The sequence below is a fragment of the Streptomyces populi genome (assembly GCF_002911015.1).
Taxonomy (GTDB): Bacteria; Actinomycetota; Actinomycetes; order Streptomycetales; family Streptomycetaceae; genus Streptomyces; species Streptomyces populi.
Genome location: NZ_KZ626842.1, coordinates 123779 through 147857 on the forward strand (window position 1 = coordinate 123779; position 24079 = coordinate 147857).

At 73.8% G+C, this 24079-nt stretch carries 22 protein-coding genes; 6 read left to right on the top strand and 16 right to left on the bottom strand.

Features of this window, described 5'->3' with window-relative positions; all coding sequences use genetic code 11:
* Nucleotides 1-112: 112 nt before the first annotated feature.
* From CW362_RS02775 to egtA, 6 genes are all read right to left on the bottom strand, one after another.
* Nucleotides 113-1393, bottom strand: a complete 1281-nt coding sequence (locus tag CW362_RS02775) for a lanthionine synthetase LanC family protein (RefSeq protein WP_103547700.1) — start codon at nt 1391-1393, stop codon at nt 113-115.
* A gap of 99 nt (nt 1394-1492) precedes the next feature.
* Nucleotides 1493-2122 carry a precorrin-8X methylmutase gene (locus CW362_RS02780; protein WP_206300848.1) on the bottom strand — a complete coding sequence of 210 codons (630 nt, stop codon included), beginning with the start codon at nt 2120-2122 and terminating at the stop codon, nt 1493-1495.
* Between the two features lie 453 nt (nt 2123-2575).
* Nucleotides 2576-3550, bottom strand: coding sequence for an L-histidine N(alpha)-methyltransferase (egtD, locus tag CW362_RS02785; RefSeq protein WP_103547702.1), 975 nt, complete (start codon nt 3548-3550; stop codon nt 2576-2578).
* Nucleotides 3547-4338 (bottom strand): ergothioneine biosynthesis protein EgtC, encoded by a 792-nt coding sequence (gene egtC, locus CW362_RS02790; protein WP_103547703.1) that lies wholly within the window; start codon nt 4336-4338, stop codon nt 3547-3549. The genes egtD and egtC overlap by 4 nt, the downstream gene beginning before the upstream one ends.
* Nucleotides 4338-5669 (bottom strand): ergothioneine biosynthesis protein EgtB, encoded by a 1332-nt coding sequence (egtB, locus tag CW362_RS02795; RefSeq protein ID WP_103547704.1) that lies wholly within the window; start codon nt 5667-5669, stop codon nt 4338-4340. The genes egtC and egtB overlap by 1 nt, the downstream gene beginning before the upstream one ends.
* Nucleotides 5666-7003 carry an ergothioneine biosynthesis glutamate--cysteine ligase EgtA gene (gene egtA, locus CW362_RS02800; protein ID WP_103547705.1) on the bottom strand — a complete coding sequence of 446 codons (1338 nt, stop codon included), beginning with the start codon at nt 7001-7003 and terminating at the stop codon, nt 5666-5668. The genes egtB and egtA overlap by 4 nt, the downstream gene beginning before the upstream one ends.
* A 256-nt stretch (nt 7004-7259) precedes the next feature.
* Here egtA and CW362_RS02805 point away from each other — a divergent pair, with 256 nt between their 5' ends.
* A complete protein-coding gene (locus CW362_RS02805) occupies nt 7260-8093 on the top strand; it encodes a TIGR02452 family protein (protein ID WP_162683946.1) in 834 nt (277 codons plus the stop codon).
* Between the two features lie 356 nt (nt 8094-8449).
* Here the strand turns inward: CW362_RS02805 and CW362_RS02810 are convergent, their stop codons facing one another.
* The 4 genes from CW362_RS02810 to CW362_RS02825 all read right to left on the bottom strand — a co-directional run bounded on the left by CW362_RS02810 (nt 8450) and on the right by CW362_RS02825 (nt 12493).
* Nucleotides 8450-8905: a type II toxin-antitoxin system PemK/MazF family toxin gene (locus CW362_RS02810; protein ID WP_103547778.1), complete on the bottom strand. Its 456-nt coding sequence runs from the start codon at nt 8903-8905 to the stop codon at nt 8450-8452.
* A gap of 225 nt (nt 8906-9130) precedes the next feature.
* Nucleotides 9131-10618: an SPFH domain-containing protein gene (locus CW362_RS02815; protein ID WP_103547707.1), complete on the bottom strand. Its 1488-nt coding sequence runs from the start codon at nt 10616-10618 to the stop codon at nt 9131-9133.
* A 205-nt stretch (nt 10619-10823) separates the two neighbouring features.
* Complete coding sequence (locus tag CW362_RS02820) at nt 10824-11048, bottom strand: hypothetical protein (protein ID WP_103547708.1); 225 nt, start codon at nt 11046-11048, stop codon at nt 10824-10826.
* A 20-nt stretch (nt 11049-11068) separates the two neighbouring features.
* Nucleotides 11069-12493 carry an amidase gene (locus CW362_RS02825; protein WP_103547709.1) on the bottom strand — a complete coding sequence of 475 codons (1425 nt, stop codon included), beginning with the start codon at nt 12491-12493 and terminating at the stop codon, nt 11069-11071.
* Nucleotides 12494-12662: 169 nt separating this feature from the next.
* Between CW362_RS02825 and CW362_RS02830 the strand changes: the two genes are divergently transcribed.
* The 3 genes from CW362_RS02830 to CW362_RS02840 all read left to right on the top strand — a co-directional run bounded on the left by CW362_RS02830 (nt 12663) and on the right by CW362_RS02840 (nt 16458).
* Nucleotides 12663-13700, top strand: a complete 1038-nt coding sequence (locus tag CW362_RS02830; protein ID WP_103547710.1) for a LacI family DNA-binding transcriptional regulator — start codon at nt 12663-12665, stop codon at nt 13698-13700.
* A 91-nt stretch (nt 13701-13791) separates the two neighbouring features.
* Nucleotides 13792-14997 (top strand): 4-hydroxybenzoate 3-monooxygenase, encoded by a 1206-nt coding sequence (locus CW362_RS02835; RefSeq protein WP_103547711.1) that lies wholly within the window; start codon nt 13792-13794, stop codon nt 14995-14997.
* 24 nt (nt 14998-15021) lie between these two features.
* Nucleotides 15022-16458, top strand: coding sequence for an aldehyde dehydrogenase family protein (locus CW362_RS02840; protein WP_103547712.1), 1437 nt, complete (start codon nt 15022-15024; stop codon nt 16456-16458).
* 67 nt (nt 16459-16525) lie between these two features.
* Here CW362_RS02840 and trxA read toward each other — a convergent pair whose 3' ends face one another.
* The gene (gene trxA / locus CW362_RS02845; RefSeq protein ID WP_103547713.1) at nt 16526-16903 is read right to left on the bottom strand and encodes a thioredoxin; all 378 of its coding nucleotides are present in this window, start codon (nt 16901-16903) and stop codon (nt 16526-16528) included.
* Between the two features lie 119 nt (nt 16904-17022).
* Here trxA and CW362_RS02850 point away from each other — a divergent pair, with 119 nt between their 5' ends.
* Nucleotides 17023-18456: a dihydrolipoyl dehydrogenase family protein gene (locus tag CW362_RS02850; protein WP_103547779.1), complete on the top strand. Its 1434-nt coding sequence runs from the start codon at nt 17023-17025 to the stop codon at nt 18454-18456.
* Between the two features lie 72 nt (nt 18457-18528).
* Here the strand turns inward: CW362_RS02850 and CW362_RS02855 are convergent, their stop codons facing one another.
* The 5 genes from CW362_RS02855 to CW362_RS02875 all read right to left on the bottom strand — a co-directional run bounded on the left by CW362_RS02855 (nt 18529) and on the right by CW362_RS02875 (nt 22755).
* Nucleotides 18529-20115, bottom strand: a complete 1587-nt coding sequence (locus tag CW362_RS02855; protein WP_206300845.1) for an ABC-F family ATP-binding cassette domain-containing protein — start codon at nt 20113-20115, stop codon at nt 18529-18531.
* Between the two features lie 407 nt (nt 20116-20522).
* Nucleotides 20523-21182: a peptide deformylase gene (locus tag CW362_RS02860; RefSeq protein WP_103547715.1), complete on the bottom strand. Its 660-nt coding sequence runs from the start codon at nt 21180-21182 to the stop codon at nt 20523-20525.
* Between the two features lie 128 nt (nt 21183-21310).
* On the bottom strand, nt 21311-21658 hold the full coding sequence (locus CW362_RS02865; RefSeq protein ID WP_103547716.1) for a tetratricopeptide repeat protein: 348 nt from the start codon (nt 21656-21658) through the stop codon (nt 21311-21313).
* Nucleotides 21659-21775: 117 nt separating this feature from the next.
* Nucleotides 21776-22210 (bottom strand): MarR family winged helix-turn-helix transcriptional regulator, encoded by a 435-nt coding sequence (locus CW362_RS02870; RefSeq protein ID WP_103547717.1) that lies wholly within the window; start codon nt 22208-22210, stop codon nt 21776-21778.
* Nucleotides 22207-22755, bottom strand: a complete 549-nt coding sequence (locus CW362_RS02875; protein WP_103547718.1) for a MarR family winged helix-turn-helix transcriptional regulator — start codon at nt 22753-22755, stop codon at nt 22207-22209. Before CW362_RS02875 ends, CW362_RS02870 begins: the two co-directional genes overlap by 4 nt.
* A gap of 162 nt (nt 22756-22917) precedes the next feature.
* Here CW362_RS02875 and CW362_RS02880 point away from each other — a divergent pair, with 162 nt between their 5' ends.
* Nucleotides 22918-23883 carry a pirin family protein gene (locus CW362_RS02880; RefSeq protein ID WP_103547719.1) on the top strand — a complete coding sequence of 322 codons (966 nt, stop codon included), beginning with the start codon at nt 22918-22920 and terminating at the stop codon, nt 23881-23883.
* Nucleotides 23884-24079: the final 196 nt, after the last annotated feature.

Sequence of the window (24079 nt, forward strand, 5' to 3'; positions counted from 1 at the left end):
CCCGACCCGGGTGAGCGCCAAGGCGGGATCCAGGCGCGTCGCCCGGTCCTACGGAGACACGTTCGGTGCTCTCGGGGTTGTACGCCGAAGCCGGTCCGCCGGACGGGCGGGGTCAGGAAACCGGTTCGTGGACAGGCGCGGGAACCGCAGGCTGGTCCGGCCAGGTGAACGCGTACCGGGGTTCGCCGTCGCGGCTCAGCCGTACGAAGCGCAGGAGTTCACGGACGATGCCCGCGTTGCCCATCGCCCAGCCGGTGCGCGGTTCGAGGTCGCTCGGGGTGGCCCTGTGCTCGGAGTTGGACCAGCGGGCGCCGTCCCCGTCCCGGATCGCGCGGGCGGCGAGGTCCGCGACGAGGACGTGGGCGAAGTCGTACGGGTCCCGCTGCTCGGCGATGCGGTCGCAGGCCAGGGCGAGGACGCCCGCGGTGCCGCAGCAGCGGCCGTTGTTGTCCCAGAAACCGGGGCGCAGCCGCCGGGGCAGGCCGGAGCGGGTGACCGTGTGCCAGCAGCGGTCGGCGAGGGCGGCCCAGACGGGGTCGGCCGTGACGTCCCGCAGCAGCCGGAAGACCTGGGCGTCTCCGGCCGGGCCGTGGCACCAGCCGTAACTGACGGGGTCGACCACATCGGGGCGGTACTGGGGGGTGGAGTGCCGCACCAGGAAGCCCTCCGGCCCCGCCTCGTCACGCGCCACGACGTCCGCGGCACCGGCCAGCGCGAGTTCGACCAGGTCCGTGCGGCCGGTGGCCCCGCCGATCCGGGCGAGCCCCAGGACGATGCCGAGCGTGCCGTGCGAGACGTGGTGCAGACGGGAGCCGACACCCGTGCGATGGGCCCAGTGGACGCCCGCCGGGGTCCGCTCCGCCGTCCGCAGGTACGGCTCCACGGCGAGGACGGCCAGTTCGGCGTCGCCGGCCAGGAGCGCCCCGAGGCCGATCCCCGCGTTGCCGCCCATCAGCTCGTACAGCTCGCCCCAGCGGGTGCCGTCGAAGCGTGACCGTACGCGTTCCAGCGCACGGTCGGCGGCGATGCCGGCGGCCGTGTCGCCGAGTTCTCGCTGAAGGGCCCGCAGGACGAGCGCGATTCCGGTGCGGCCGAAGTAGAGGGAGTCGTCGTCGACGCCGTCGGCGGCGTCCGCGAGGCCGCGGGCGGCGCGCAGGGCGGCGTCGGCGTAGGAGTCGTCGCCGAAGTGCCGCCAGGCTTCGAGGAGTACGGGGACGTTCCCGGCCGTACCGCTGTAGAGGGTCGGGTCGAGGCCGTCGTCCGAGGGCCCGGCCGTCCAGGCGAGGCCCCCTCCGGAGGTCTCCCGCGCCGCCTCGATCAGCCACCGCAGCCCGTCGACCGCGAGCCCCTCGACTTCGTCGACCGTCATGCCCGGGGCTTGCGATGCCGTCATGGGCCCACTCTCGCATGATCTTCCGGGCCCGCCCAGAGGGCGGCCCGGCTCGCGCCGCGAGCACGAGCCCCGCCGGCCGACGAGGCCCGCGCGGGTCCCTCAGCTCTCCTTCTCGCTCGCGATCGCGTTGACCGCCGCCGCGGCGATGGCGCTGCCGCCGCGGCGGCCCCGTACGACCAAGTGGTCCAGGCGGGAGGGGTGTTCGGCCAGGGCCTCCTTCGACTCGGCGGCGCCGACGAAGCCCACGGGGACGCCGATGACCGCGGCGGGGCGCGGTGCGCCCTCCTCGATCATCTCCAGGAGCCGGAACAGCGCGGTGGGAGCGTTGCCGACGGCCACCACGGCGCCGTCCAGGTGGTCGCGCCACAGTTCCAGGGCCGCCGCGCTGCGCGTGGTGCCCAGTTCCGCCGCGAGTCCCGGGACCGAGGGGTCGGAGAGCGTGCAGATCACGTCGTTGTCCGCGGGCAGCCGCCCGCGCGTGATCCCGCTCGCGACCATGGAGACGTCGCAGAGGACCGGTGCGCCCGAGCGCAGGGCTTCACGGGCGCGGGCCACGACGAGGGGTGTGTAGGCGAGGTCGTCGACGAGGTCCACCATGCCGCAGGCGTGGATCATCCGGACCGCGACCTGGCTGACATCGGCGGGCAGGGCCGCGAGATCGGCTTCCGCGCGGATGGTGGCAAAGGACTCGCGGTAGATGGCCGCGCCGTCCTTCTCGTAGTCGAACACTGTCTTCTCGCTCATCCGTCGGCGTTCAGGGCGCGTGCGGCCGCCGGAGACCGACCGGAGGGCGCGGGTACGGGCGCGAGCATACCGATCGTCATGGGAGCGCCGTTCTGCCCGGGTTGCCAGGGGCGGAGCGGGCGTCCGGCTCATGGCCCCCGCGCCGGTGGCCGGCACGGAGGCGGCCGATGCGTACCGCAGCGGCCGCGACCGGGTACCGGAGAGCCGCCCGCCGGCGTCGGCACCGCTCGGAGGCTGTCGCCGTCCGCGACGGACGCCGCGGACGGCGACAGCCTGCCGGCCCGCTGGAACCTCCGGTGCCGTGCCGGGGACGCCGAGTGAGGCGAGGTGGTGCCCCCGGACCCGCGGGCCGGGGGATCCGGGATCACCGCGGTGCCGACGCGGGCGCTCCGGAGTCCTCTGTCCAGGAGGGGGGCGACCTCAGGAGAAGGGGCGGTCTCAGGGCGAGTTCTCCACCGCCTCGCTCAGCGACAGCGCGAACCGGCCCTCCGAGTCCGTCCACCAGTGGGTCAGGGCGAACCCCGCCGCGGCCAGTTCGCCGCGGACACCGTCCGCGCGGAACTTCGCCGAGATCTCGGTCCGCAGTTCCTCGCCCTCCGCGAAGTGGACCGCCAGGTCCAGTGCCGGGATCTTCACGGTCTGCGTGACGCGCGACCGCAGCCGCATCTCGATCCACTCGTTCTCGGGGTCCCAGAGCGCCACGTGCTCGAAGGCGTCGAGGTCGAAGTCGGCGCCGAGTTCACGGTCGACGACGCTCAGCACGTTCTTGTTGAAGGCGGCCGTGACCCCGGCCGCGTCGTCGTAGGCGGTGACGAGCACCGACGCGTCCTTGACCAGGTCGGTGCCGAGCAGCAGGGTGTCGCCGGGCGACAGCAGTGACCGTACGGACGCCAGGAACGCCGCGCGCTCGGCGGGGAGCAGATTGCCGATGGTGCCGCCGAGGAAGGCCACGAGCCGCGGCCCGGGGGTGTCCGGGAGCGTGAGGCCGGCGGTGAAGTCGGCGATCAGCGCGTGGACGTTCAGACCGGGCCGCTCGGCGATCAGCGCGTGACCGGCCTGAGTGAGCGCGCTCTCGCTGACGTCCACGGGGACGTAGGTGTGCAGCTCCGGCATCGCGTCCAGCAGATGGCGGGTCTTCTCCGACGATCCGGAACCGAGCTCGACGAGCGTGCGCGCTCCGCTCGCCGCGGCGATCCCGCCGGCTCGCGCGAGCAGGATCTCGCGCTCCGCCCGCGTCGGGTAGTACTCGGGGAGTTCGGTGATCTTCTCGAAGAGCGCGCTGCCGTGGGCGTCGTAGAACCACTTCGGCGGCAGGGTCTTGGGCAGGTGTCCGAGGCCGTGCAGGACGTCGGCGCGCAGCGCCGCGTCCGTGGCGTCCTCGGGGAGGGTGCGGGTCAACAGGAACGGACTCACGTACGGGGCTCCTTGTGCTGTGCGGACGCCTTGTCGTCGCTCATGTCCTTGAGCGGGGTGAGCAGTACGTCGGTGCGGTTCGCGGTGAGGAGGGTGCGGTCGGGGACCTCGCGCCAGAGCGGATCGTCGTCGTGCGGCTCGGAGGCCACGAGGACGCGGCGGCCGGGTTCGATCAGGTACCAGAGGGTGTCGCCCCAGGCGGTCGCGGTGATCGTCCGGCCGTCGGTGAGCAGCAGGTTGAGCCGGGACCCGGGGGCCGCCTCGGCGACCTCCACGACGGTGTCGGCCAGCGCCTGGCCCTCCGTGTCGCCGGCGTGCAACCGGTGCAGGACCAGCGCCCACACGAACGCCGAGTCGCACCGGGCCTCCAGCGACAGCAACTCGGCCGGAGGCAGGCCCGACACGAGCGGGGCGAGCGCCCCGGGCCAGCCGGTGACCGCGCCGTTGTGGCTGAACAGCCAGGGGCCCGCGGCGAACGGTGCCGCGGCGGCCTCCCCGTCCGCGCCCGCCACGGTCGCGTCCCGCACCGCGGCGAGCAGCGCCCGCGTCCCGACCACCCGGGCCAGGTCCGCGAACGACTGGTCGCCCCAGACGGGACCGGTGCGGCGGTAGCGGGCGGGGACCGGGTCCCCGTCGGCGTACCAGCCAACGCCGAAACCATCGGCGTTGACCGTGCCGTGGCGCTGGCGACGGGGTGCCCACGACTGCCGGTAGAGACTGTGCTCCGGCTGGACGAGGAGCGTCCCGAGTCTCTCCTCGTCCCCCAGGTACGCCAGATGACGGCACATCAGGCGTCCCCGTCGCGTGCCGTGCGGAACCCGGAGAAGATCTGCCGCCGGACCGGAAGGTCCCAGTTGCGGAACGTGCCCCGGCAGGCCACCTGGTCCACCGCGAACGAACCGCCGCGCAGGACCTTGTACTCCGGGCCGAAGAACACCTCCGAGTACTCCCGGTAGGGGAACGCCACGAACCCGGGGTAGGGCTCGAAGTCGCTCGACGTCCACTCCCACACGTCACCGATCAACTGCCGTACGCCGAGCGGCGAGGCGCCCGCCGGATAGCTGCCCGCCGGAGCCGGGCGCAGATGGCGCTGGCCCAGGTTGGCGTGGACGGGCGAGGGGTCCTCGTCACCCCACGGGTAGCGGGTGGAGCGGCCGGACACCGGGTCGTGGCGGGCCGCCTTCTCCCACTCGGCCTCGGTGGGCAGCCGTCGCCCCGCCCAGCGCGCGTACGCGTCGGCCTCGTACCAGCACACGTGCAGCACCGGCTCCTCGGACGGAACGACCTCCGTCACCCCGAACCGGCGGCGCAGCCACTGTCCGCCCTCGCGCCGCCAGAACAGCGGTGCCTCGATGCCGTGCGCGCGGACGTGCTCCCAGCCCGCGGGGGTCCACCAGCGCTCCTCGCCGTAGCCGCCGTCCTCGATGAAGGCCTGGTAGGCGGCGTTCGTGACCGGAGTGGTGTCGATGAAGAACGACGGAACCGTGCGCCGGTGCGCGGGGCGCTCGTTGTCGAGCGCCCACGGTTCGGCGGAGGTGCCCATCACGAACGGGCCCCCGGGCACCAGGACTTCGACGGGCCCGGTGAACGGCGCGGCGGGAGCCGGGTCGGGTGCCGTGAGGGCGGTGGGTCCGCGCCGGAGCTGATGGGTGATCAGCATGGTCTCGTCGTGCTGCTGTTCGTGCTGCGCGATCATGCCGAAGGCGAATCCCGACTCGGTCAGCCGGGCGCCCTCGAACGCGGCGCTCTCCAGGACGTCCAGCGCCCGGCCGCGCACCTCGGCCGCGTACGCACGGGCCTCGGCGGGCGGCAGCAGCGGCAGCGAGGGCCGTTCGGAGCGTGCGTGCTCGAACGCGTCGTAGAGCCCGTCTATCTCGGGCCGCATCGCCTCGCGCCCCGCGACCGCCCGCAGCAGCCACAATTCCTCCTGGTTGCCGATGTGCGCGAGGTCCCACACGAGCGGGGACATCAACGGCGAGTGCTGCGCGGTCAGTTCGGGGTCCTCCACGCAGGAGGTGAGCAGGGCGGTGCGGTCGCGGGCGGTGGTGAGCGCGTCCAGCGCGCGCTGCCGGAGCGTTTCCGGGTCCGTGAGACGGCCGGATGCGGTCGTGCCGGTCATGTGCTGATGTCCTTCCCGTGGGGCCGGCCGTGCGGGCGGGCGGTCGGGCGGTGCCCGGGCCGGCCGTCGTGGTGGGACGCGGCCGCGTCGAGCAGGTCGTCCGCGGGGCAGCGGCCCCGGGCCACGTAGCGGTCGGTGAACCCGGCCACCGCGTCGAGCACCTCGGCCGTGGCACCGAGCCGGGGCAGGGCCTCGTACGCCGCCGCGAAGCAGACGGCCGCGGCCTCGCGCAGCTCCGGATCGGCGAGGCCGTACCGCGCGGCGTCCCGCCACAGCGGGTTGCGCGGCGCCGGAGCCGGGCCCGCCCGCTCCGCGAGGGGCTTGACGGTCCGGTACGCGACCTCGGCCGCTTCCGGGTCGTCGAACAGCGCCGCCGTCACCGCGAGCGGCACGATCCAGCCGTCCTCACCCGGCTGCGCGTCGATCATGCGGAGCTCCAGATGACCGCGCGGCCGGACCGGCGGGAACAGCGTGGTCATGTGGTACGCGAGGTCCTCCCGGTCCGGTGGCGCGGCGGACCGCGTCCAGGCCCGGAAGCTGAGGTCCTCCGGTACCTCCCAGGGCGCCCCGGCCGCCCGGACGCACATCACCGGCGCGTCCAGCACGCGCCGGGCCCAGGCGGCACGGGGATCACCGCCCAGGGGCGGTGCGGCGGTGCGTCCGGGGTCCATCGACGCCCACAGCGACTGCCGGGTGGAACGCCAGCCGGTGTGCCGTCCGCGGGCCATCGGCGAGTGGGCGAACGCGGCCACCAGGACCGCGCCGAGCTGATGGGCCAGCCACCAGCGGCGCCCGTGCCCGAGTGGGCCCGGCTCCTCGTACCCGGCGTCCAGGCACACCTGGACCGAGGCCGACGTGCACATCATGGCGCGGCCCTCGGGCCCCGCGCGGTCGAGACACCGCTCCATGGCGTCGTACCTGGGCTCGTGGAGATAGCGGCTGGGAGGGTTCCAGGGGTCCTGGCCGAAACCGCTGAGGCCGAGATCCGCCTCGCGCAGTACGGCGCGTACGGCGTCGAGATCGGCCGAGACGGACCCCACGCACTCCATCAGGGAGGTGGCGGGCGCGGAGCTGAGCTCCAGCTGTCCACCGGGTTCGACGGTGAGCGCCGAACGCAGGGGCAGGGTCCGCAGTGCGGCATAGGCCGCTTCGAGACGTTCGGGTGCTACGGGGAGCCGCGGGCCACGCAGCTCGTGGACGAGCCATTCCACCTCGACACCGAGGAAACGGGGCGGACCGGTCTTGAAGCAGATGCCGCGGACCAGTGCTTCCACCTCGGCCTCGGTGACGTAGGAGCGATGTCGCTCCGTACAGTCACTCACCGAATCGGACATGTCGGGATCCTCCTGAGATTCCACCATGCCGCCGGCCCGGGGTCTGGTGGGCCGGACCGACAACGACCGTTCCACCCAAGACCTTCTCGCCGGTTCGCACAAGGGGGCAAACCATTTCTTAGGGGACCGGTAAGCGCTGTTCGCGGAGCCGGGAAACTCTGTTGCGCCGCACGACCAGCATCGCTCACGATGCGTTCATGGGCACGACGGGGGAGTACACGCAGGCCGCGCCCGTGGCGCGTACGGGGGTGGCGCCATGAGCGCGCGCCTGCGTGCGATCGCCCGGGAGACCGAGGAGATCGTGGCCGCCGGCGGCTACCGCGCTCCCTCCGGGAGCGCGGTAGCCATCGCCGAGGCGGTGGAGGCGGCACGGGCCGGGACACGGATGTACGGACCGGAACCGGTGGGGACACCGTCGGTGACGCCGGTCGTCACGTCCTTCGAGGTCACGGGCGAGAGCAGCCTGGAGGCGGCCCGTCGGCTGACCTCCGGGGGCGGGGACCCGGTCGCCGTGCTGAACTTCTCCTCGGCCCGCAATCCCGGCGGCGGCTATCTGAACGGCGCGCAGGCCCAGGAGGAGGCCCTGTGCCGGGCCTCCGCGCTGTACACCTGTCTGCTGCGGGCCCGGGGTTTCTACGAGCACCACCGCGCCCACCGTGACGCGTTCTACACGGACCGTGTCATCCATTCGCCCGGTGTGCCGGTCTTCCGGGACGACCGGGGCCGGCTCCTCGACGAGCCGTTCCGGGTCGGTTTCCTGACCGCGGCGGCCCCGAACGCCGGGGTCGTCCTGCGTACCGAACCGCGGCGGGCGGCCGGCCTGCCGGACGCGCTGGCGGTCCGGGCCGAACGCGTCCTGGAGACGGCCGCCGCCCACGGCTACCGCCGCCTGGTCCTCGGAGCCTGGGGCTGCGGGGTGTTCCGGAACGACCCCGCACAGGTGGCGCGGGCCTTCCGCGGAGTGCTGGCCGGGGGCCGCCTGGACGGGTACTTCGACCAGGTGGTGTTCGGCATCCTGGACCGCACACCGGGCCGCACCACCTACGAGGCCTTCGACCGGGTGTTCGCATCCGGACCCCGCCGAGCCTGAGGTCCCGACGCTCCCCGTCGGACCCCGCCAGGGGCCACGTCCCGCGACGCACGGAACGGACCCGAGCCTCACGCCTCCCGACGCGTCCCTCGCCCCGACGCCCGACACCCGTGGCCGGAGCGCCGGGGTCGTGTGTCGTGTCCGGCGGCCCGACCGCCTGGCGATCGCGGCCGGAGCGCCGGGTGATCGTGCGCGCCGATCCGGGCGACCGTGGCCCGCGGCCGAGGTGCCGTGCGTCGCGGGCCGTCCGGCACCCGTGCCCCGCATCCGCCGCTCGCGGCGCGCGTCGCGTCCGGCGTCCCGCGCGGCCCGTGGCCCCGGCGCCGGGGCGGGCCGTCACGGGGCGGCGGTGGCGCTCAGCGCCAGCCGTACCGCTCCCGCAGCCGGTGCACCACGGAGTTGAACCGCATCCGGTCCAGCGCGCAGGCCTCCCGCCGCATCCCCTCCTCGTGCAGCCGCAGCACGCGGTCCACGTTCACCCAGGAGTCCCGCCCGGTCCGGTCCCACGGTCCGCTGCCGATCGCCACCCACTCACGGTCGCCGTTGTGCGCCTTGCTGGAGAGCTGGACGGCGAGCAGGGTGCCCGCGACCTCCCGGGCCACGACCAGCACCGGGCGGTCCTTGCCCCGGCCGTCGTTCTCCTCGAAGGGCACCCACGTCCAGACGATCTCACCGGGGTCGGGGTCGCCGTCGTGCGCGGGGGAGTACTCGGTCCTCACGGGGCCGACCTCGCGGGGCTCGGCCTCGGTGGTCGCGGAGGGGCCGTAGCGGCCGGGGACGTGTTCTTCGGTCTCATCGGTAAACGCGTTCACGCGGGCCACGGTAGAGCCTGTGTTCGAGTCCGTGGCGGGCGGGTCCGGGCCGGAGGGCACCGCGCGCGGCCGGGGCCTGCCCCGATTCCCCGGCGGCACCGACCGCACGGCGCCACGCGCGTCGGCGGAACGGCGTCGGGCGTACGGGAGCCGTGGCCCGACTCCCTTACGCCCGAGCCCTGTTGATCGGAACTTCCGGTTCCCGCGCGCCTCAGCGCGCCGGCCTCACCCCTCCTTCTCCACGGGCACCTTCTCGCTGACCGGTGCCGCGAACCCGTTGAGTTCCGCCGTCGGGTTCTTGGCCTGGCTCCCCTCCGGGTTCATCGAGGCGAGCAACTGGCGTGCCAGCCCCAGGCCGGTGCCGCCCATGGTGAGCGCCTTGGCGAACAGGTCCGACATGCCGTCGGCGCCGTTGAGCAGCACCATGTGGTCCACGTTGCCGAACGCGCTCGCGCCCGCCTGGACGATCTCCGGCCAGTTCTCGGCGAGTTGCTGGGCGACGACCGCCTCCTGGTTCTCGGCCAGCGCGGCGGCCCGGGCCTGGATGGCCTCCGCCTCCGCGAGACCCTGGGCCCGGGTCGCCTCGGCAGTCGCGAGGCCCTTGGCCTTGGCGGCGGCGGCCTCGGCCTCACCGGTGGCCCGGGTCGCCTCCGCGGCCGCCGCGCCCCGCGCCTTGGTCGCCTCGGCCTCGGCGGTGGCCGCCGTCTTGACCCGGGTCGCCTCGGACGCGGCGGCGAGTTCGGTCTCCCTGGCCTTGGCCTGTGCCGCCGAGATCCGCGCGTCGCGCTCGGCCTCGGCCCGCGCCCGGATCTCGTACGCCTTGGCGTCCGCCGGCTTGCGGACATCCGCTTGGAGCTGCTGCTCGCGGCGGTGCGCCTCCAGTTCGGCGACCCGTGTCTCCTGGACGACGACGTCCTGCTGGGCGGCCGCCGCCGCGAGCGGGCCGGCCATCTGGGCCGTCGCCGCGGCCTTGTCCCGCTCGGCCTGGTAACCGGCCTGCTGGATCTCGCTGTCCCGGGTCGCCTCCGCCATCCGTGCCGCGGCCTTCTGCTCGGCCTCGGTGGCCAGCCGGTTCGCCTCGGCCTGCGCGATACGCGCGTCACGCTGCACGGCGGCGGCGTGCGGCATGGCCAGGTTCCGGATGTACCCGGTCGGGTCCTCGATCTCGTGGATCTGCAGCGAGTCGACGATCAGGCCGAGCTTCTCCATCTCCGTACCGCACGCGGCCCGGGTCTGGCCGGTCAGCTTCTCCCGGTCGCGGATCATGTCCTCGACGGTCAACCCGCCGACGATGGACCGCAGATGACCCGCGAACACGTTGTGGACCCGTTCCGCCATCATCTTCTGCTGGTCGAGGAAACGGCGCCCCGCGTTGGCGATCGACACGAAGTCGTCGCCCACCTTGAAGATGACCACGCCCCGCACCTTGAGCGGAATGCCCTGGGTGGTCACGCAGTCCACGTGCAGCTCGGTCTCGTTGAGGTCGAGCGAGATCTTCCGCACCGCCTGCACGCCCGGCAGCACCAGCGTGCCGCGGCCCGTCACGATGCGGAAACCCATGCCCTCTTCGAGGCCCTCGGTCCGATGCTTCGAACCGGAGATGATCAACGCTTCGTTGGGCTCCGCGACACGCCACATGAGCTTGAAGACCACAACGACGAAGACCAGTGCGAGAACGACGGCCCCCGCAACGACGCCGACAACCATCGGCATGCGCCCCCTTTGGATGGTGCCCTTTCGGCACCGAACGAACGGGAGTGTGCTCCTCGCCGACGGCGGGGTACAGGGCTCGGCGAATCCTTGTCGCGTTCTTGACGCGTACGGCTCTCACCTGGGACGAACGTAGCTCAACTGTCACGAGGGCAGAGCGAGTTGGATCGTCGGCTCCTCGAGTCGCCGGAGCCGGCCGGAGCGTGAGTCAGCCGTCGTACGCGGCCGAGACGTACACCGTGCGCGGCGGCAGGTACTCCACCACCATCACCACCGTGCCCCGCTCGATGCGGTCCTGCGGCGAGGCCGGATACGCCAGGAAGTGCTCGGCGCCGCCGCGCACCCGGACCATCACCTCGCCGACGAGCCCGGGTCCGACCGTGCCGGTGACCCGTCCCATCAAACCGACCATCGAGGCATCGTCCATGGTCACAGCGTAAGGCGCGAACCCGTCTACGCGGCCGGGGAGTCCGCGACGGTTTCCCGCGGAGGCCACAGTTCGTGCCAGCGCCGGTCCGCCTCCAACTGCGCGGCCAGCGACACCAGCAGGGGCTCGCTGTCGGCCGGGCCGAGCAACTGCGCGCCGACCGGGAGCCCTTCGCCGACGAAGCCCGCGGGGACGTTGACGCCCGGCCAGCCGAGGACGTTCCACGGCCAGGCGTACGGGCAGGCCGCGATCATGGCCCGGTCGGTGCGGACACCGCCCAGGCCGAGCATCGAGCCGATCCGCGGCGGGGGAGCGGCGGTCGTCGGGGTGAGCAGCACGTCGTAGGTGCCGAAGAGCGCGCCGACGCGCCGCTGAAGTCTCACCTCGGCCCGGCGGGCCACCCGCAGCGGCGCGCCTCCGAGCAGCCGGCCGAGGCGCGCCGCGTCGTGGGTGCGCCGGTCGAGGAGTTCGGGGAAGGGCGTGGCGTGGACGTGCTCGGCGATGCCCGCCGTGGCGCGCGGGACGAACGTGAGCCCGATCGGCCCGTAGCGCGGGTCGGCCTCCTCGACCGTGTGCCCGAGCGCGGCGAGCCGCTCCGCGAGCGCGAGGACCTTCGCCCGTACGGCGGGGTCGAGCCGCGCGGGCAGCGCGGTGAAGGGCGGTTTCAGCGACAGCGCGATGCGCAGCCGGCCCGGATCGCGGCCCACGGCGTCGCTGACGCGCAGTGCGGCGGGCCGGTGCAGATCGCCCTCGTGACTGCCGCTCGCCGCGTCCAGCAGCAGGGCCGCGTCCGCGACGGTGCGGGCGAGCGTGCCGTTGACCGTGATGCCCTGGAAGGACTCCGGGCGCGGCCAGGTCGAGATCCGGCCGCGCTGCGGCTTGATGCCGACCAGATGCGTCCAGGCGGCCGGGATGCGGACCGAGCCGGCCCCGTCCGAGCCCAGCGCCGCGGGCACCAGGCCCGCGGCCACGGCGGCCGCGGAGCCCCCGGACGAGCCGCCCGGGGTGTGCCCGTGGTGCCAGGGGTTGCGGGTCGCGCCGAAGGCCGGGCCCTCGGTGAAGGGCCACTGGCCCAGCTCACAGGCGTTGGTCTTGCCGATCACGACGGCACCGGCCGCGCGCAGCCGGCGGACCGCCTCGCCGTCCTCGGCCACCGGGGGGAAGTCGCCCCGACGGCCGAACGCGGTCGGTTCGCCCGCCACGTCCATGTCGTCCTTGACCGCGACCGGCACCCCGAGCAGCGGCCGCCGCCCGCCCGCCGCCAGTTCCGCGTCCGCCACGTCCGCCTCCGCGAGGGCGGCCTCGGCGCACACCAGCCGGAAGGCGTTCACCGTGGGCCGGGCCGCCTCGATCCGGGCGAGTGCCCGCTCCACCAGCTCGCGCGAACTCACCTCGCCCGCGTCCAGCGCACGCGCGCTCTCCGCCAGCCCTGGAGCACGGTCGGGAACCATCCGGGTCACCTCCGAAGCGGTCGTCTACCGAACGGTAACCTCTGGACCCGCGTGACGGTACAGGGCATTCAACCTCCTTTACGGAAGCGGGAGTTCCGTAAATCGCGGACCCGATCGGGCGCCCCGGCGCGAGGCGGTGTCCGGGCCCTCTGCAAGGATGCGTCGCGTCATGGTGCAGATACCGAAACAGTCCGCCGGCCGCCCGGCGCCCGTACGACGTCCCGTACCGACCAGTGCCGACGTGGCGCGCTTGGCGGGTGTCTCCCGCGCGACCGTCTCGTACGTCCTGAACAACACCAGCGCCGTCCGGATCAGCGAGCCCACCCGGCGCCGGGTCCGCGAGGCCGCCGAGGAACTCGGGTACGTCCCGCACGCGGCCGCCCGCAGTCTGCGTGCCGGACACAGTCGCATGGTCCTGATGCCCGCCCCGGCCGTTCCCGTCGGCCCGCTCTACCACCGGTTCTTCGCCGAACTCCAGTCGGAGCTCGGCCGGCTGGACTACACCGTCGTGCAGTACGGCAGCGTCGGCCTGCGCGGCGACGAGGCCGCCCGTGCCTGGGCGGAACTGCGCCCGGTCGCCGTGCTGGTGCCCGGCAGCGGCCTCGGCCCCCAGGGTGTGGCGGTCCTCAAGCGGGCCGGGGCCCGCGCCGTGGTCACCCTGGGCCCCGAGCGGGTCGAGGGCGCCCACGCGCTGCTCATGGACCACGACCGGGTCGGCCACTGCGCGGGCGTCCACCTGCTGTCCCGGGGCCGCCGCCGCATCGGCGTGGTGATGCCCGAGGAGGGCGGCCTGGAGATCTTCTCCAGGCCCCGCCTCGACGGTGTCCGGCGGGCCCTGCGGGACACGGACGCGATGGTGGCCGAGCTGCCGCTCGCGTACGAGGAGGAGGCCGCCGCCCGGCTCGCGGGGCGCTGGCGTTCCCTCGGCCTCGACGCGGTCTTCGGGTACAACGACGAGTACGCGATGCTCCTCATGCGCGCCCTTCAGGACGAGGGCGTCGCCGTCCCGGACGAGACCGCCGTCGTCGGTGCCGACGACCTCATGCTCGGGAGGCTGCTCAGACCCCGGCTGAGCACCGTGCACCTCGACCTGCCCTCCGGCCGTGACCTGGCCGAACTGGTCGACCGGGCGGTCCGTGAGCCGGGTGCCGAGCCCGAGACGCACGAGGTGCTGGGCGCGCGCGTCGTGCACCGCGCGTCGAGCTGAGAGAGGCTGGTGCCGCGGCGGGCGACGGGCCCGTCCGCCCGGCCCGCGCGCGGCCGGGCCGGAGTTCGGCACCGGACGGCGGAGGCGTGTCATGCGGACCACGGTCGGCATCATCGGTGCGGGCCCGGCGGGGCTTCTGCTGGCCCGGCTGCTGCACCGGGCGGGGATCGACTGCGTCGTCCTGGAGAGCAGGTCGCGCGCGTACGCCGAAGGGCGTCAGCGGGCCGGCATGCTGGAGCAGGGCACGGTCGACACCCTGCGCGCGTGCGGAGCGGGCGAGCGGCTGGACGCCGAGGGCCTGGTCCACCACGGGATCGAGCTGCGTTTCGAGGGGGAGCGCCACCACGTCGACTTCCCCGGGCTCACCGGCGGCCGGACCGTCACGATCTACGCCCAGACGGAGATCGTGAAGGACCTCATCTCCCTCCAACTCGCCGACGGACCGACCCTGTTGTTCGAGGCCGAGGCGCTCGCCGTGGAGAAGCCGGAGAGTGGGTCACCCGTCGTGCGGTTCGTGTGCGGGGGGCGCGAGCGGACGCTGGCCTGTGACTGGGTGGTGGGCTGCGACGGCGGCCACGGCATCGCGCGTGCCGCGTTCCCGGCCGGGGCGGGCCGCACGTACGCGCACGACTACCCGTACTCCTGGCTCGGCATCCTCGCCGATGTGCCGCCCTCCTGCGAGGAGTTGATCTACGCCCGGGGTGCCGGCGGCTTCGCCCTGCACAGCATGCGCTCCCCGTCGGTGTCCCGGTTCTACCTCCAGGTCCCGAACGGAACGGACCCCGCCGACTGGCCCGACGAGCGCGTCTGGGACGAACTGGCCGCGCGCTTCGCGGTCGACGGGGACTGGCGGCTGGAGCGCGGACCCGTCACCGCCAAATCGGTCACTCCCATGCGCAGCCGGGTCCACGAGCCGATGCGCCACGGACGGCTGTTCCTGGCCGGGGACGCCGCCCACACCGTGCCGCCGACCGGAGCCAAGGGACTCAACCTCGCGGTGTCCGACGTACGGCTCCTGGCCCGTGGCTTCGCCGAGCTGCACCGCTCCGGATCGGCCGAACTCCTGGACAAATACTCGGAGTTGGCCTTGGAAAGAGTGTGGCAGGCGACGCGCTTCTCGTACGACATGACTAGGATGTTGCACGCTCAACCAGATGGGGACGCCTTCGAACACCGGATGCAGCTCGCGCGACTGCGCCGGATCACGGTGTCCCGTCCCGCCGCCGCCGAACTGGCCGCGAACTACACGGGACTTCCACTGCCCACAGCCGCGGGGCCCGCCGCGTCCCGATGGTGACCGGTGAACGATCGGAGAGCCGACATGCCGCTGCTCGACCCCACGACCTGGCAGTCCCGCCCGCTCCTGGGCGACGAGTACACCGTCACCGAGCCCGCCACCGGCGAGGGCCTCGGCACCCTCGGGCTCGCCGCCGCCGAGGACGTCGCGACGGCCGCGCGGACCGCCCGTGCCGCACAGACCGAGTGGGCCAGGACCCCGCACCTCGTCCGCGCCGCCGTACTGCGCCGGGCGGGCGACCTCTTCGCCGCCCACGCCGACGAACTGCGCGAGTGGATCGTGCGGGAGTCCGGCTCCGTCCCGGGCAAGGCGGACTTCGAACTGCACGTCGCCGCCCAGGAGTGCTACGAGGCGGCCGCCCTCGCCTCCCGCCCGACGGGCCAGGTCCTGCCCTCGGAGGCGCCGAGGCTGTCGTACACCCGCCGGGTCCCGGTCGGTGTCGTGGGCGTGATCGCGCCCTTCAACGCGCCGCTGATCCTCTCGATCCGCTCGGTCGCCCCGGCGCTCGCGCTCGGCAACGGCGTCGTGCTGAAGCCGGATCCGCGCACGGCCGTGTGCGGCGGCCTCGCGCTCGGAGCCGTGTTCGCCGAGGCGGGCCTGCCGGACGGGCTGCTCCAGATCGTGCCCGGAGGCCCCGAGGCGGGCCGGGCGCTGGTCACCGACCCCCTGGTCCCGGTCGTCTCCTTCACCGGCTCGACCGCCGCGGGACGTGCGGTCGGTGAGGCGGCGGGCCGTCATCTCAAGCGCGCGCACCTGGAGTTGGGCGGCAACTCCGCCCTGGTCGTCCTCGAGGACGCCGATCTCGACGCGGTGATCTCCACGGCGGCCTGGGGCTCGTTCTTCCACCAGGGCCAGATCTGCATGACGACCGGACGCCACCTGGTCCACGCCTCGCTGTACGAGGAGTACGTCGAGCGGCTCGCCGCCAAGGCCGACTCGCTGGCCGTCGGCGACCCGCACCGCGAACAGGTGCACCTCGGGCCGGTCATCGACGAGGCCCAGCTCGCGAAGATCCGGGGGCTGGTGGAGTCCAGTACCGCGGGCGGCGCGAAACTGGCGGCGGGCGGCACGCACGAGAGGCTCTTCTACCGGCCCACCGTCCTCGCCGGGGTCGACGACACGACCCCGGCGTACGCGGAGGAGGTCTTCGGCCCGGTCGCACCGGTCCGCTCCTTCGCCACCCTCGAGGAGGCCGCGGCCCTGGCCGCGGCGGGACCGTACGGCCTCTCCCTGGGCATCGTCACCCGGGACGCCGCCCGCGGCCTCGAACTCGCCGAGCGCGTCCCGACCGGAATCGCCCACATCAACGACCAGACCGTCAACGACGAGGCCGTCGCGCCCTTCGGCGGTACGGCCGCCTCCGGCACCGGCGCCCGCTTCGGCGGCGAGGCCAACCTGGACGCCTTCACCGACCTGCGGTGGACGACGGTGCGCGGGGACGTGGCGGGGTACCCGTTCTAGGGCGCCGGGACCCGGAGACCGGGCCCGGGCGTGCCGCACCGGCCCGGGCCCGCCCGACGTCCTTGGCCTACTCGGTCTTCCCGGCCTGCTGGGCCGCGACCGACTTGCGCACCTCGTCCATGTCCAGCTTCCGGGCCTGCCCGATGACGTCGTCCAGGGCGGCCGCGGGCAGCGCCCCGGGCTGGGCGAAGATCGCGACCTGGTCGCGCACGATCATCAGGGTCGGGATCGACTGGATGTCGAAGGCCGCCGCCAGCTCCGGCTGCGCCTCCGTGTCGACCTTGGCGAAGACCAGGTCGGGGTTGGCCGCGGCGGCCTTCTCGTAGACCGGGGCGAACTGACGGCACGGCCCGCACCACTCCGCCCAGAAGTCGATCAGGACGAACTCGTTGTCCGTGACCGTCCGGTCGAAGTTCTCCTTGGTGAGCTCAACGGTGCTGCTCATTCCATTTCCCTCTTCCTCGCGTCCGGGTCATGCCGGTCAGCACAACGCCACCCACCGGGGGCCTATTCCGGGTGCGTACCCGTGTGGCCACCGTGCACACCAGCAACCAGACTGACCCCATGACGGAAACGGAATCCATCGCCTACGACGTCGTGGTGCTCGGTGCCGGACCCGTGGGGGAGAACGTCGCCGACCGCGCCCGCGCCGCCGGCCTCTCCACCGCGGTCGTGGAGAGCGAACTGGTCGGCGGCGAGTGCTCGTACTGGGCGTGCATGCCCAGCAAGGCCCTCCTCCGCCCGGCCATCGCCCGCGCCGACGCCCGCCGCGTACCCGGCCTGTCCGCCGCCGTACAAGGCCCCCTCGACGCCTCCGCGGTCCTCGCCCACCGCGACTGGTTCACCTCGGACTGGAAGGACGACGGCCAGCTCGCCTGGCTGGACGGCATCGGAGCCGACTTCCACCGCGGTCACGGCCGGCTCGCCGGACCCCGCACCGTGACGGTCGACGGGCCCGACGGCGAACGCAAGGTGCTGACCGCCCGGCACGCGGTCGCCGTCTGCACCGGCACCCGCGCCCTGCTCCCCGGCCTCCCCGGCATCGACCAGGTCAAGCCGTGGACGAGCCGCGAGGCCACCAGCGCGCACGCCGTGCCCGGACGGCTGATCGTGGTGGGCGGCGGTGTCGTGGCCGCCGAGATGGCCACGGCCTGGCAGGCCCTCGGCTCGCGGGTCACCCTCCTGGTCCGCGGCAAGGGGCTGCTGCCCCGCATGGAGCCCTTCGCCGGGGAACTGGTCGCCGAGGCGCTGGCCGAGGCGGGCGCGGACGTGCGCACCGGCACGTCGGTGACCGCCGTCTCGCGCGAGGGCTCCACGGTGGTCGCCCTCACGGACACCGGTGACCGCGTCGAGGCCGACGAGATCCTGTTCGCGACCGGCCGCGCGCCCCGCACCGACGACCTCGGCCTCGAGACGGTCGGCCTGGAGCCGGGCGGGTGGATCGAGGTCGACGACAGCCTCCGCGTCGTCGGCAGCGACTGGCTGTACGCGGTCGGTGACGTCAACCACCGCGCGCTGCTCACCCACCAGGGCAAGTACCAGGCCCGGATCGCGGGTGCCGCCATCGCCGCCCGTGCCACGGGCGTGCCGGTCCTCGAGACGGACCCCTGGGGCGCGCACTCGGCCACGGCCGATCACGCGTCCGTCCCGCAGTGCGTCTTCACCGACCCGGAGGCGGCGGCCGTGGGCCTGTCCCTCGCGGAGGCGGAGCAGGCCGGCCACCGCGTCCGGGCCGTCGACGTCGACATGGCCTCGGTGGCCGGCGCCGGTCTGTACGCGGACGGCTACCGCGGGAAGGCCCGCATGGTCGTCGACCTCGACCGTGAGATCGTCCTCGGGCTCACCCTGGTCGGCCCCGGTGTCGGAGAGCTCATCCACTCCGCGACCGTCGCCGTCGTGGGCCAGGTGCCGGTCGACCGCCTGTGGCACGCCGTCCCGTCCTATCCGACGGTCAGCGAGGTCTGGCTGAGGCTGCTGGAGGCGTACCGGGACGCGTGAACACGAGTGTGGCGGCGGGCCCGCCGTGCGGCCGGTGTCCGGCCACGCGGCGGGCCCGCCCCGCGGTCCGCGTCAGGCCAGGGTCACCAGTTCCCGGTACTCCTCGCTCCACAGGTCCTCGTCCGCGTCCGGAAGGAGCAGGACCCGGTCCGGGCGCAGCGCGTCGATGGCGCCCTCGTCGTGGGTGACCATGACGATCGCGCCCGGATACGTGGCCACCGCGGCCAGGACCTCGGCCCGGGAGGCCGGGTCCAGGTTGTTGGTGGGCTCGTCCAGGAGGAGCACGTTCGCGCCCGAGTGGACGAGCCCCGCCAGGGCGAGCCGGGTCTTCTCGCCCCCGGAGAGGACCCCGACCCGTTTGTCGGCGTCGTCGCCCGTGAACAGGAACGAGCCGAGCACCCTCCGCACCTCGCCGTCGCCGAGGTGCGGCGCCGCGGCCGCGAGGTGGCCGCGGACCGTACCGGCCGGGTCCAGGGTGTCGTGCTCCTGCGCGAAGTAGCCGAGGCGCAGCCCGTGCCCCCGCACCACCCGCCCGCCGTCCGGGACGTCATGGCCGGCGAGCAGCCGCAGCAACGTGGTCTTGCCCGAGCCGTTCGGGCCGAGGATCACCAGACGGCTGCCCCGGTCGACGGCGAGGTCGACGCCCGCGAGGACGCGCAGCGTGCCGTACGACTTGGCCAGCGCGACCGCGCCGAGCGGCATCCGTCCGCACGGGGCCGGTTCGGGCAGCCGGATCCGGGCCGCCTTCTCCGTCCGCCGGACCGGTTCCAGTCCGGCGAGCAGGCGGTCGGCGCGGCGGTCCATGTTCCTGGCGGCCACGGCGGTCGCCACGTGCGAGCGCATCTTGTCGGCCTGCGCGTGCAGGGCCGCCGCCTTGCGCTCGGCGTTCGCGCGCTCCCGGGCCCGTCGTCGCTCGTCGGCCTCGCGCTGGGCGAGGTAGGCCGCCCAGCCGGTGTTGTGGACGTCGAGCGTGGCGCGGTGCGGGTCCAGGTGGAAGACGCGGTTGACCACGTCGGCCAGCAGGGAGGTGTCGTGACTGATGAGGACGATCCCTGCCCGACGGCTCGCCAGGAAACCGCGCAGCCAGGCGACCGAGTCGGCGTCCAGATGGTTCGTCGGCTCGTCGAGGAGCAGGGTGTCGTCGTCCGAGAAGAGGATGCGCGCCAGTTCGACGCGCCGCCGCTGTCCGCCGGACAGGGTGCCGATCGGCTGGTCCATCACCCGGGCCGGCAGACCGAGACCCGCGGCGACCCGGGCCGCCTCGGCCTCGGCCGCGTACCCGCCGCGCGCCTGGAACTCGGCCTCGGCGCGCGCGTAGGCGTTCATCGCGCGTTCGGATCCGTCGGCCATCGCGGTCTCGGCCGCCCGCAGGGCCCGTACGGCACGGTCGAGACCCCGGGCGGACAGGATCCGGGCGGTGACCGTGATCGTGGGGTCCGCCGCGCGCGGGTCCTGGGCGAGGTGACCGACCGCTCCGGTGCGGGAGACGGAACCGGCGGCGGGAGACCGTTGCCCCGCGAGGGTGCTCAGCAGGGTGGTCTTGCCGGCGCCGTTGCGGCCGACCAGGCCGATGCGGTCGCCGGGGGAGACGGTGAAGGAGATGTCGGACAGCAGCAGACGGGCGCCGACGCGCACGTCGACACCGCGAACGGTGATCATGGGGAAACGCTCCAGAAGTCAATCGGCTCGAGGACACACGTGTGGCGTGGAAGCGGGTCCTCGAGCTAAGAGACGCGGGGCGTAGACATGCCCGCAGGTTATCCGGACGGGAGGCGGAGCGCCTGTGATTTATCGGCCGGGCCGTCCCGGCGGCCTTTCCGCCGGGGCGGCCCGGCGCAGCACCCGGCAGGGGTGGAGCGGAGCATCACCGGCAAGGGGCGGCCCGGAGGAGCAGGGGCCGGGACCGACCGGCGAACGTCTGCCGGGCGATCCTGGTCGCCCGCCCGGCGGACGAAGCCGACGGCCGGGCGTGGCCGGGGCCGGAGGTGACGCGGAGTCCGCGGCCGGGCGTGGCCCGAGGGTGCCGTGCTGCCCGGGGCGGAGCGGGACCGGGCGGGGCCCGGGCATCAGTCCGGCAGGGTGAAGCCGAGCACCTCGGCGGCCCGCTCCGGCGTCGGCTGGGACCAGAGTTCCGCCGCCGCCTGGTTCGAGGACAGCGAGCGCGGCTCCGCGCGGTCGAGGTAGAGCATGCCGTCCAAGTGGTCCGTCTCGTGCTGGACGATGCGCGCGGGCCACCCGCCGAACACCTCGTCGACAGCGCGTCCGTGCTCGTCCAGCGCCGTCAGCCGCACCTCCGCGTGCCGGGCCACCACGGCCTGCCAGCCCGGAACGCTGAGGCAGCCCTCGAAGAACGCCGCCCGCTGCGGGCCGATCCCGTCGTACGAGGGATTGACCAGCACCCGGAACGGCTGCGGCACCCGTCCGCGTACGAGCCGCACCTCGTCCGAAACCGGCGCGGGATCCTCGATGACGGCGATCCGCAGCGGCACACCGACCTGGGGCGCGGCCAGACCGACGCCCGGCGCGGCGTGCATCGTTGCGCGCAGGGCGGCGACGAACCGGGCCAGCAGCGCCGGGTCCAGCTGCCCGTCGAACGGTTCCGTGCCCCGGCGCAGCACGGGGTCACCGGCCGCGACGATCGGCAACGGCCCCTCGTGACCGAGGAGTTCTTCGACCAGGTCGCCCAAGGGGATGTGCCGGGTGCTGCGGTCACGTTCGGATGCCATCCCGCCAGGATGCCAAGCCGGATCAGGGTGATCGAGGCGGCACGAGGGGAGCGCACCGACTTTCCCCGCGTGGCGCAGGCCACCTCGATCCCACCGGTACGGCCCCGGGGCCACCGGGGCCGTACCGGTCAAGCCTCCTCGAACTCGCCCCCGAGCGCGGCCGCGATCCGCAGGTGGGAGGCGGCCTCCTCGGGGCGGCCGAGGCGCTGGAGGGTGCGGCCCAGCATCAGGCGGGCGTAGTGCTCGACCGGGTCGAGTTCCACGAGGGTGCGCAACTCGCTCTCGGCGCGGCTCAGTTGGGCGGAGTGGTAGTAGGAGCGCGCCAGCAGCAGCCGGGGTCCGGTCTGCTCCGGCACCTCCTCGACCAGTCCGCCCAGGACGCGCGCGGCCGCCGCGTAGTCCTTGGCCTCGAAGAACATCCGCCCCCGCTCCCAGCGCTCCGCGGCCGTCCCGTGGTCGTAGTACGTCATGTCCACCACTGACCTCCTTCGGCGGCCACAACCACGAGGATCGGTTGAATATTCCACAAGTTTTCGAGGGTGCGGGAACGTCGCTCCGTGCCGGAACACGCCCTAGGCGAGCCGGAACACGCCCTAGGCGAGTTCCGCGTCGGCCCGCTCCGTCACCAGGGCCAGCACGCGTGCGACGACGGCCAGGTCCTCGGCCGGGATCCCGGCGTACACCCGGGCCGCGATCTCCTCGCCCGCGGTGCGGATCGACGTGAACAGCTCCCGGCCGGCGTCCGTCAGGGACACCCGCTCGGGTGCCGGCTCCTCCAGGAGCCCCCGGGCCGTGAGTTCCCCGACGGTCCGCAGGGCCGCCGACTCGTCGATCTTCAGGCCGTCGGTGAGCCGGTCGACGACCAGGGCCCGCTCGACGGTCCCGCCGTCGCCGGACGCGGCCCGCAGGGCCACCGACTGCTCGAAGGTGGTGCCGCTGCGGGCCAGCACCCGCTCCAGGGCGGCGCGGCTCGCGTAGTGGGCGAGGCCGATGGCCCGGCCGTCGAAAGGGGCGACAGGGGTGGTCATGGCTGCTCCTCGGGTGAAACCTCTGCGGAAGGTGGTGAAGTCCCGCCGGAGCGCGGTCCGGCTCCGGCGTGCGGATCGAGCGGTACGTCGAGCGGCACCTCGAGCAGGACGGCCAGCTCGTGGCCGAACGCCCGTGCGCGTTCGCCGCCGAGCCCGCCCAGTGGTTCGAGGAGCCGCTCCAGCAGGTCCTGGACCACGGAGACGGCGCGGAGGGTGATCTCGCGCCCGTCGTCGGTGAGGGTCAGCCGCACCGCGCGGGGGTCGGCCGGATCCCGGGTGCGGTCGAGAAGTCCCGCCGCCTCCAGGGAGCGGGCCAGTTTCGAGACGTAGAGCGGTTCGAGTCCGGTGTGGTCGGCGAGCCGGCGCTGACTGGGGTGCTCTCCGGCCCGGTGCATGCCGTACAGCGACGCCACCAGCGAGTACTGCGCGTGCGTCAGGCCCAGCGGGCCCACGGCCCGGTCCACCGCTACGCGCCACTTCGTCGACAGGCGCCAGACGAGGAATCCCGGCGTGGCGTTCTCGGAAACCGACTTCGCTGAACTCATGCGAGAAACAGTACATGGCTACTATGTCCATGGCTACTGTTTTCGTGGGTCGTGATCCGTGGACCGGGGGCCCGGCCACCGTGCCGGTTCCGGGCCGAGTGTCCCCGAATGGGCGGATCGATGGCCTGACGAGAAGCCTCCGGCGGGACTAGGTTGTGCGTCATGAGCAATCTTGATCGGGAGGCGGTTCCCGCCCCCTGCGGTGGCCGCGGGTTCGTGGTGGCCGAGCCGGTGCGCGAACTCCTCAGCCCCCGCCGGGTCAAGCTCGGCGAGTCCAGCGAGGTCCGCCGTCTGCTGCCCAATCTGGGCCGGCGCATGGTCGGCGCGTGGTGCTTCGTCGATCACTACGGTCCCGACGACATCGCCGACGAGCCCGGCATGCAGGTCCCGCCGCACCCGCACATGGGTCTGCAGACCGTCAGCTGGCTGCACGAGGGCGAGGTCCTGCACCGCGACTCCACGGGCAGTCTCCAGACGATCCGCCCCCGCGAACTCGGCCTCATGACCTCGGGCCGCGCCATCAGCCACTCGGAGGAGAGCCCCCGCGCCCACTCCCGTCTGCTGCACGGCGCCCAGCTCTGGGTCGCGCTGCCGGACAGTCACCGGCACACCGACCCGCACTTCGAACACCACGCCGAACTGCCCGTCGTCACCGCCCCCGGCCTGCGGGCCACGCTCCTGCTGGGCGCGCTCGACGGCACGGCCTCGCCCGGTACGACGTACACGCCGATCGTCGGCGCCGACCTGGCCCTCGCGAGCGGCGCGGACGTACGACTGCCGCTGGAGCCCGACTTCGAGTACGCCGTCCTCTCCATGTCCGGCGAGGCCGAGGTCGACGGCGTACCGGTGCTCCCCGGTTCCATGCTCTACCTCGGCTGCGGCCGCACCGAGCTCCCGCTGCGCGCCGGGAGCGACGCGGGCCTCATGCTGCTGGGCGGTGAGCCGTTCGAGGAGGAGCTGATCATGTGGTGGAACTTCATCGGCCGCACCCAGCAGGAGATCGAACAGGCCCGGGAGGACTGGGCCAAGGGCGCGCGCTTCGGTGAGGTGAAGGGGTACGACGGTGTGCCGCTCCTGGCCCCGGAACTGCCCCCGCTGCCGCTGAAGCCGCGCGGAAGGGTGCGCTGACCGGAGCGAGCGGTGAGGTGACGGAGCCCGGCCGGAGACGGCGTCCGCCCCGGTCCGCGGCGAGCCGAGGCGGACGCCGCGGACGGAGCGTGCGCCCGCTCGCGTGCCGCACGGCGGACACGGCGCCACCCGGAGGAGCGGCGGGGAGATCGTGTACCCATGATCGTGGTGACACGGGAAGGGGGCGCGGACGGCT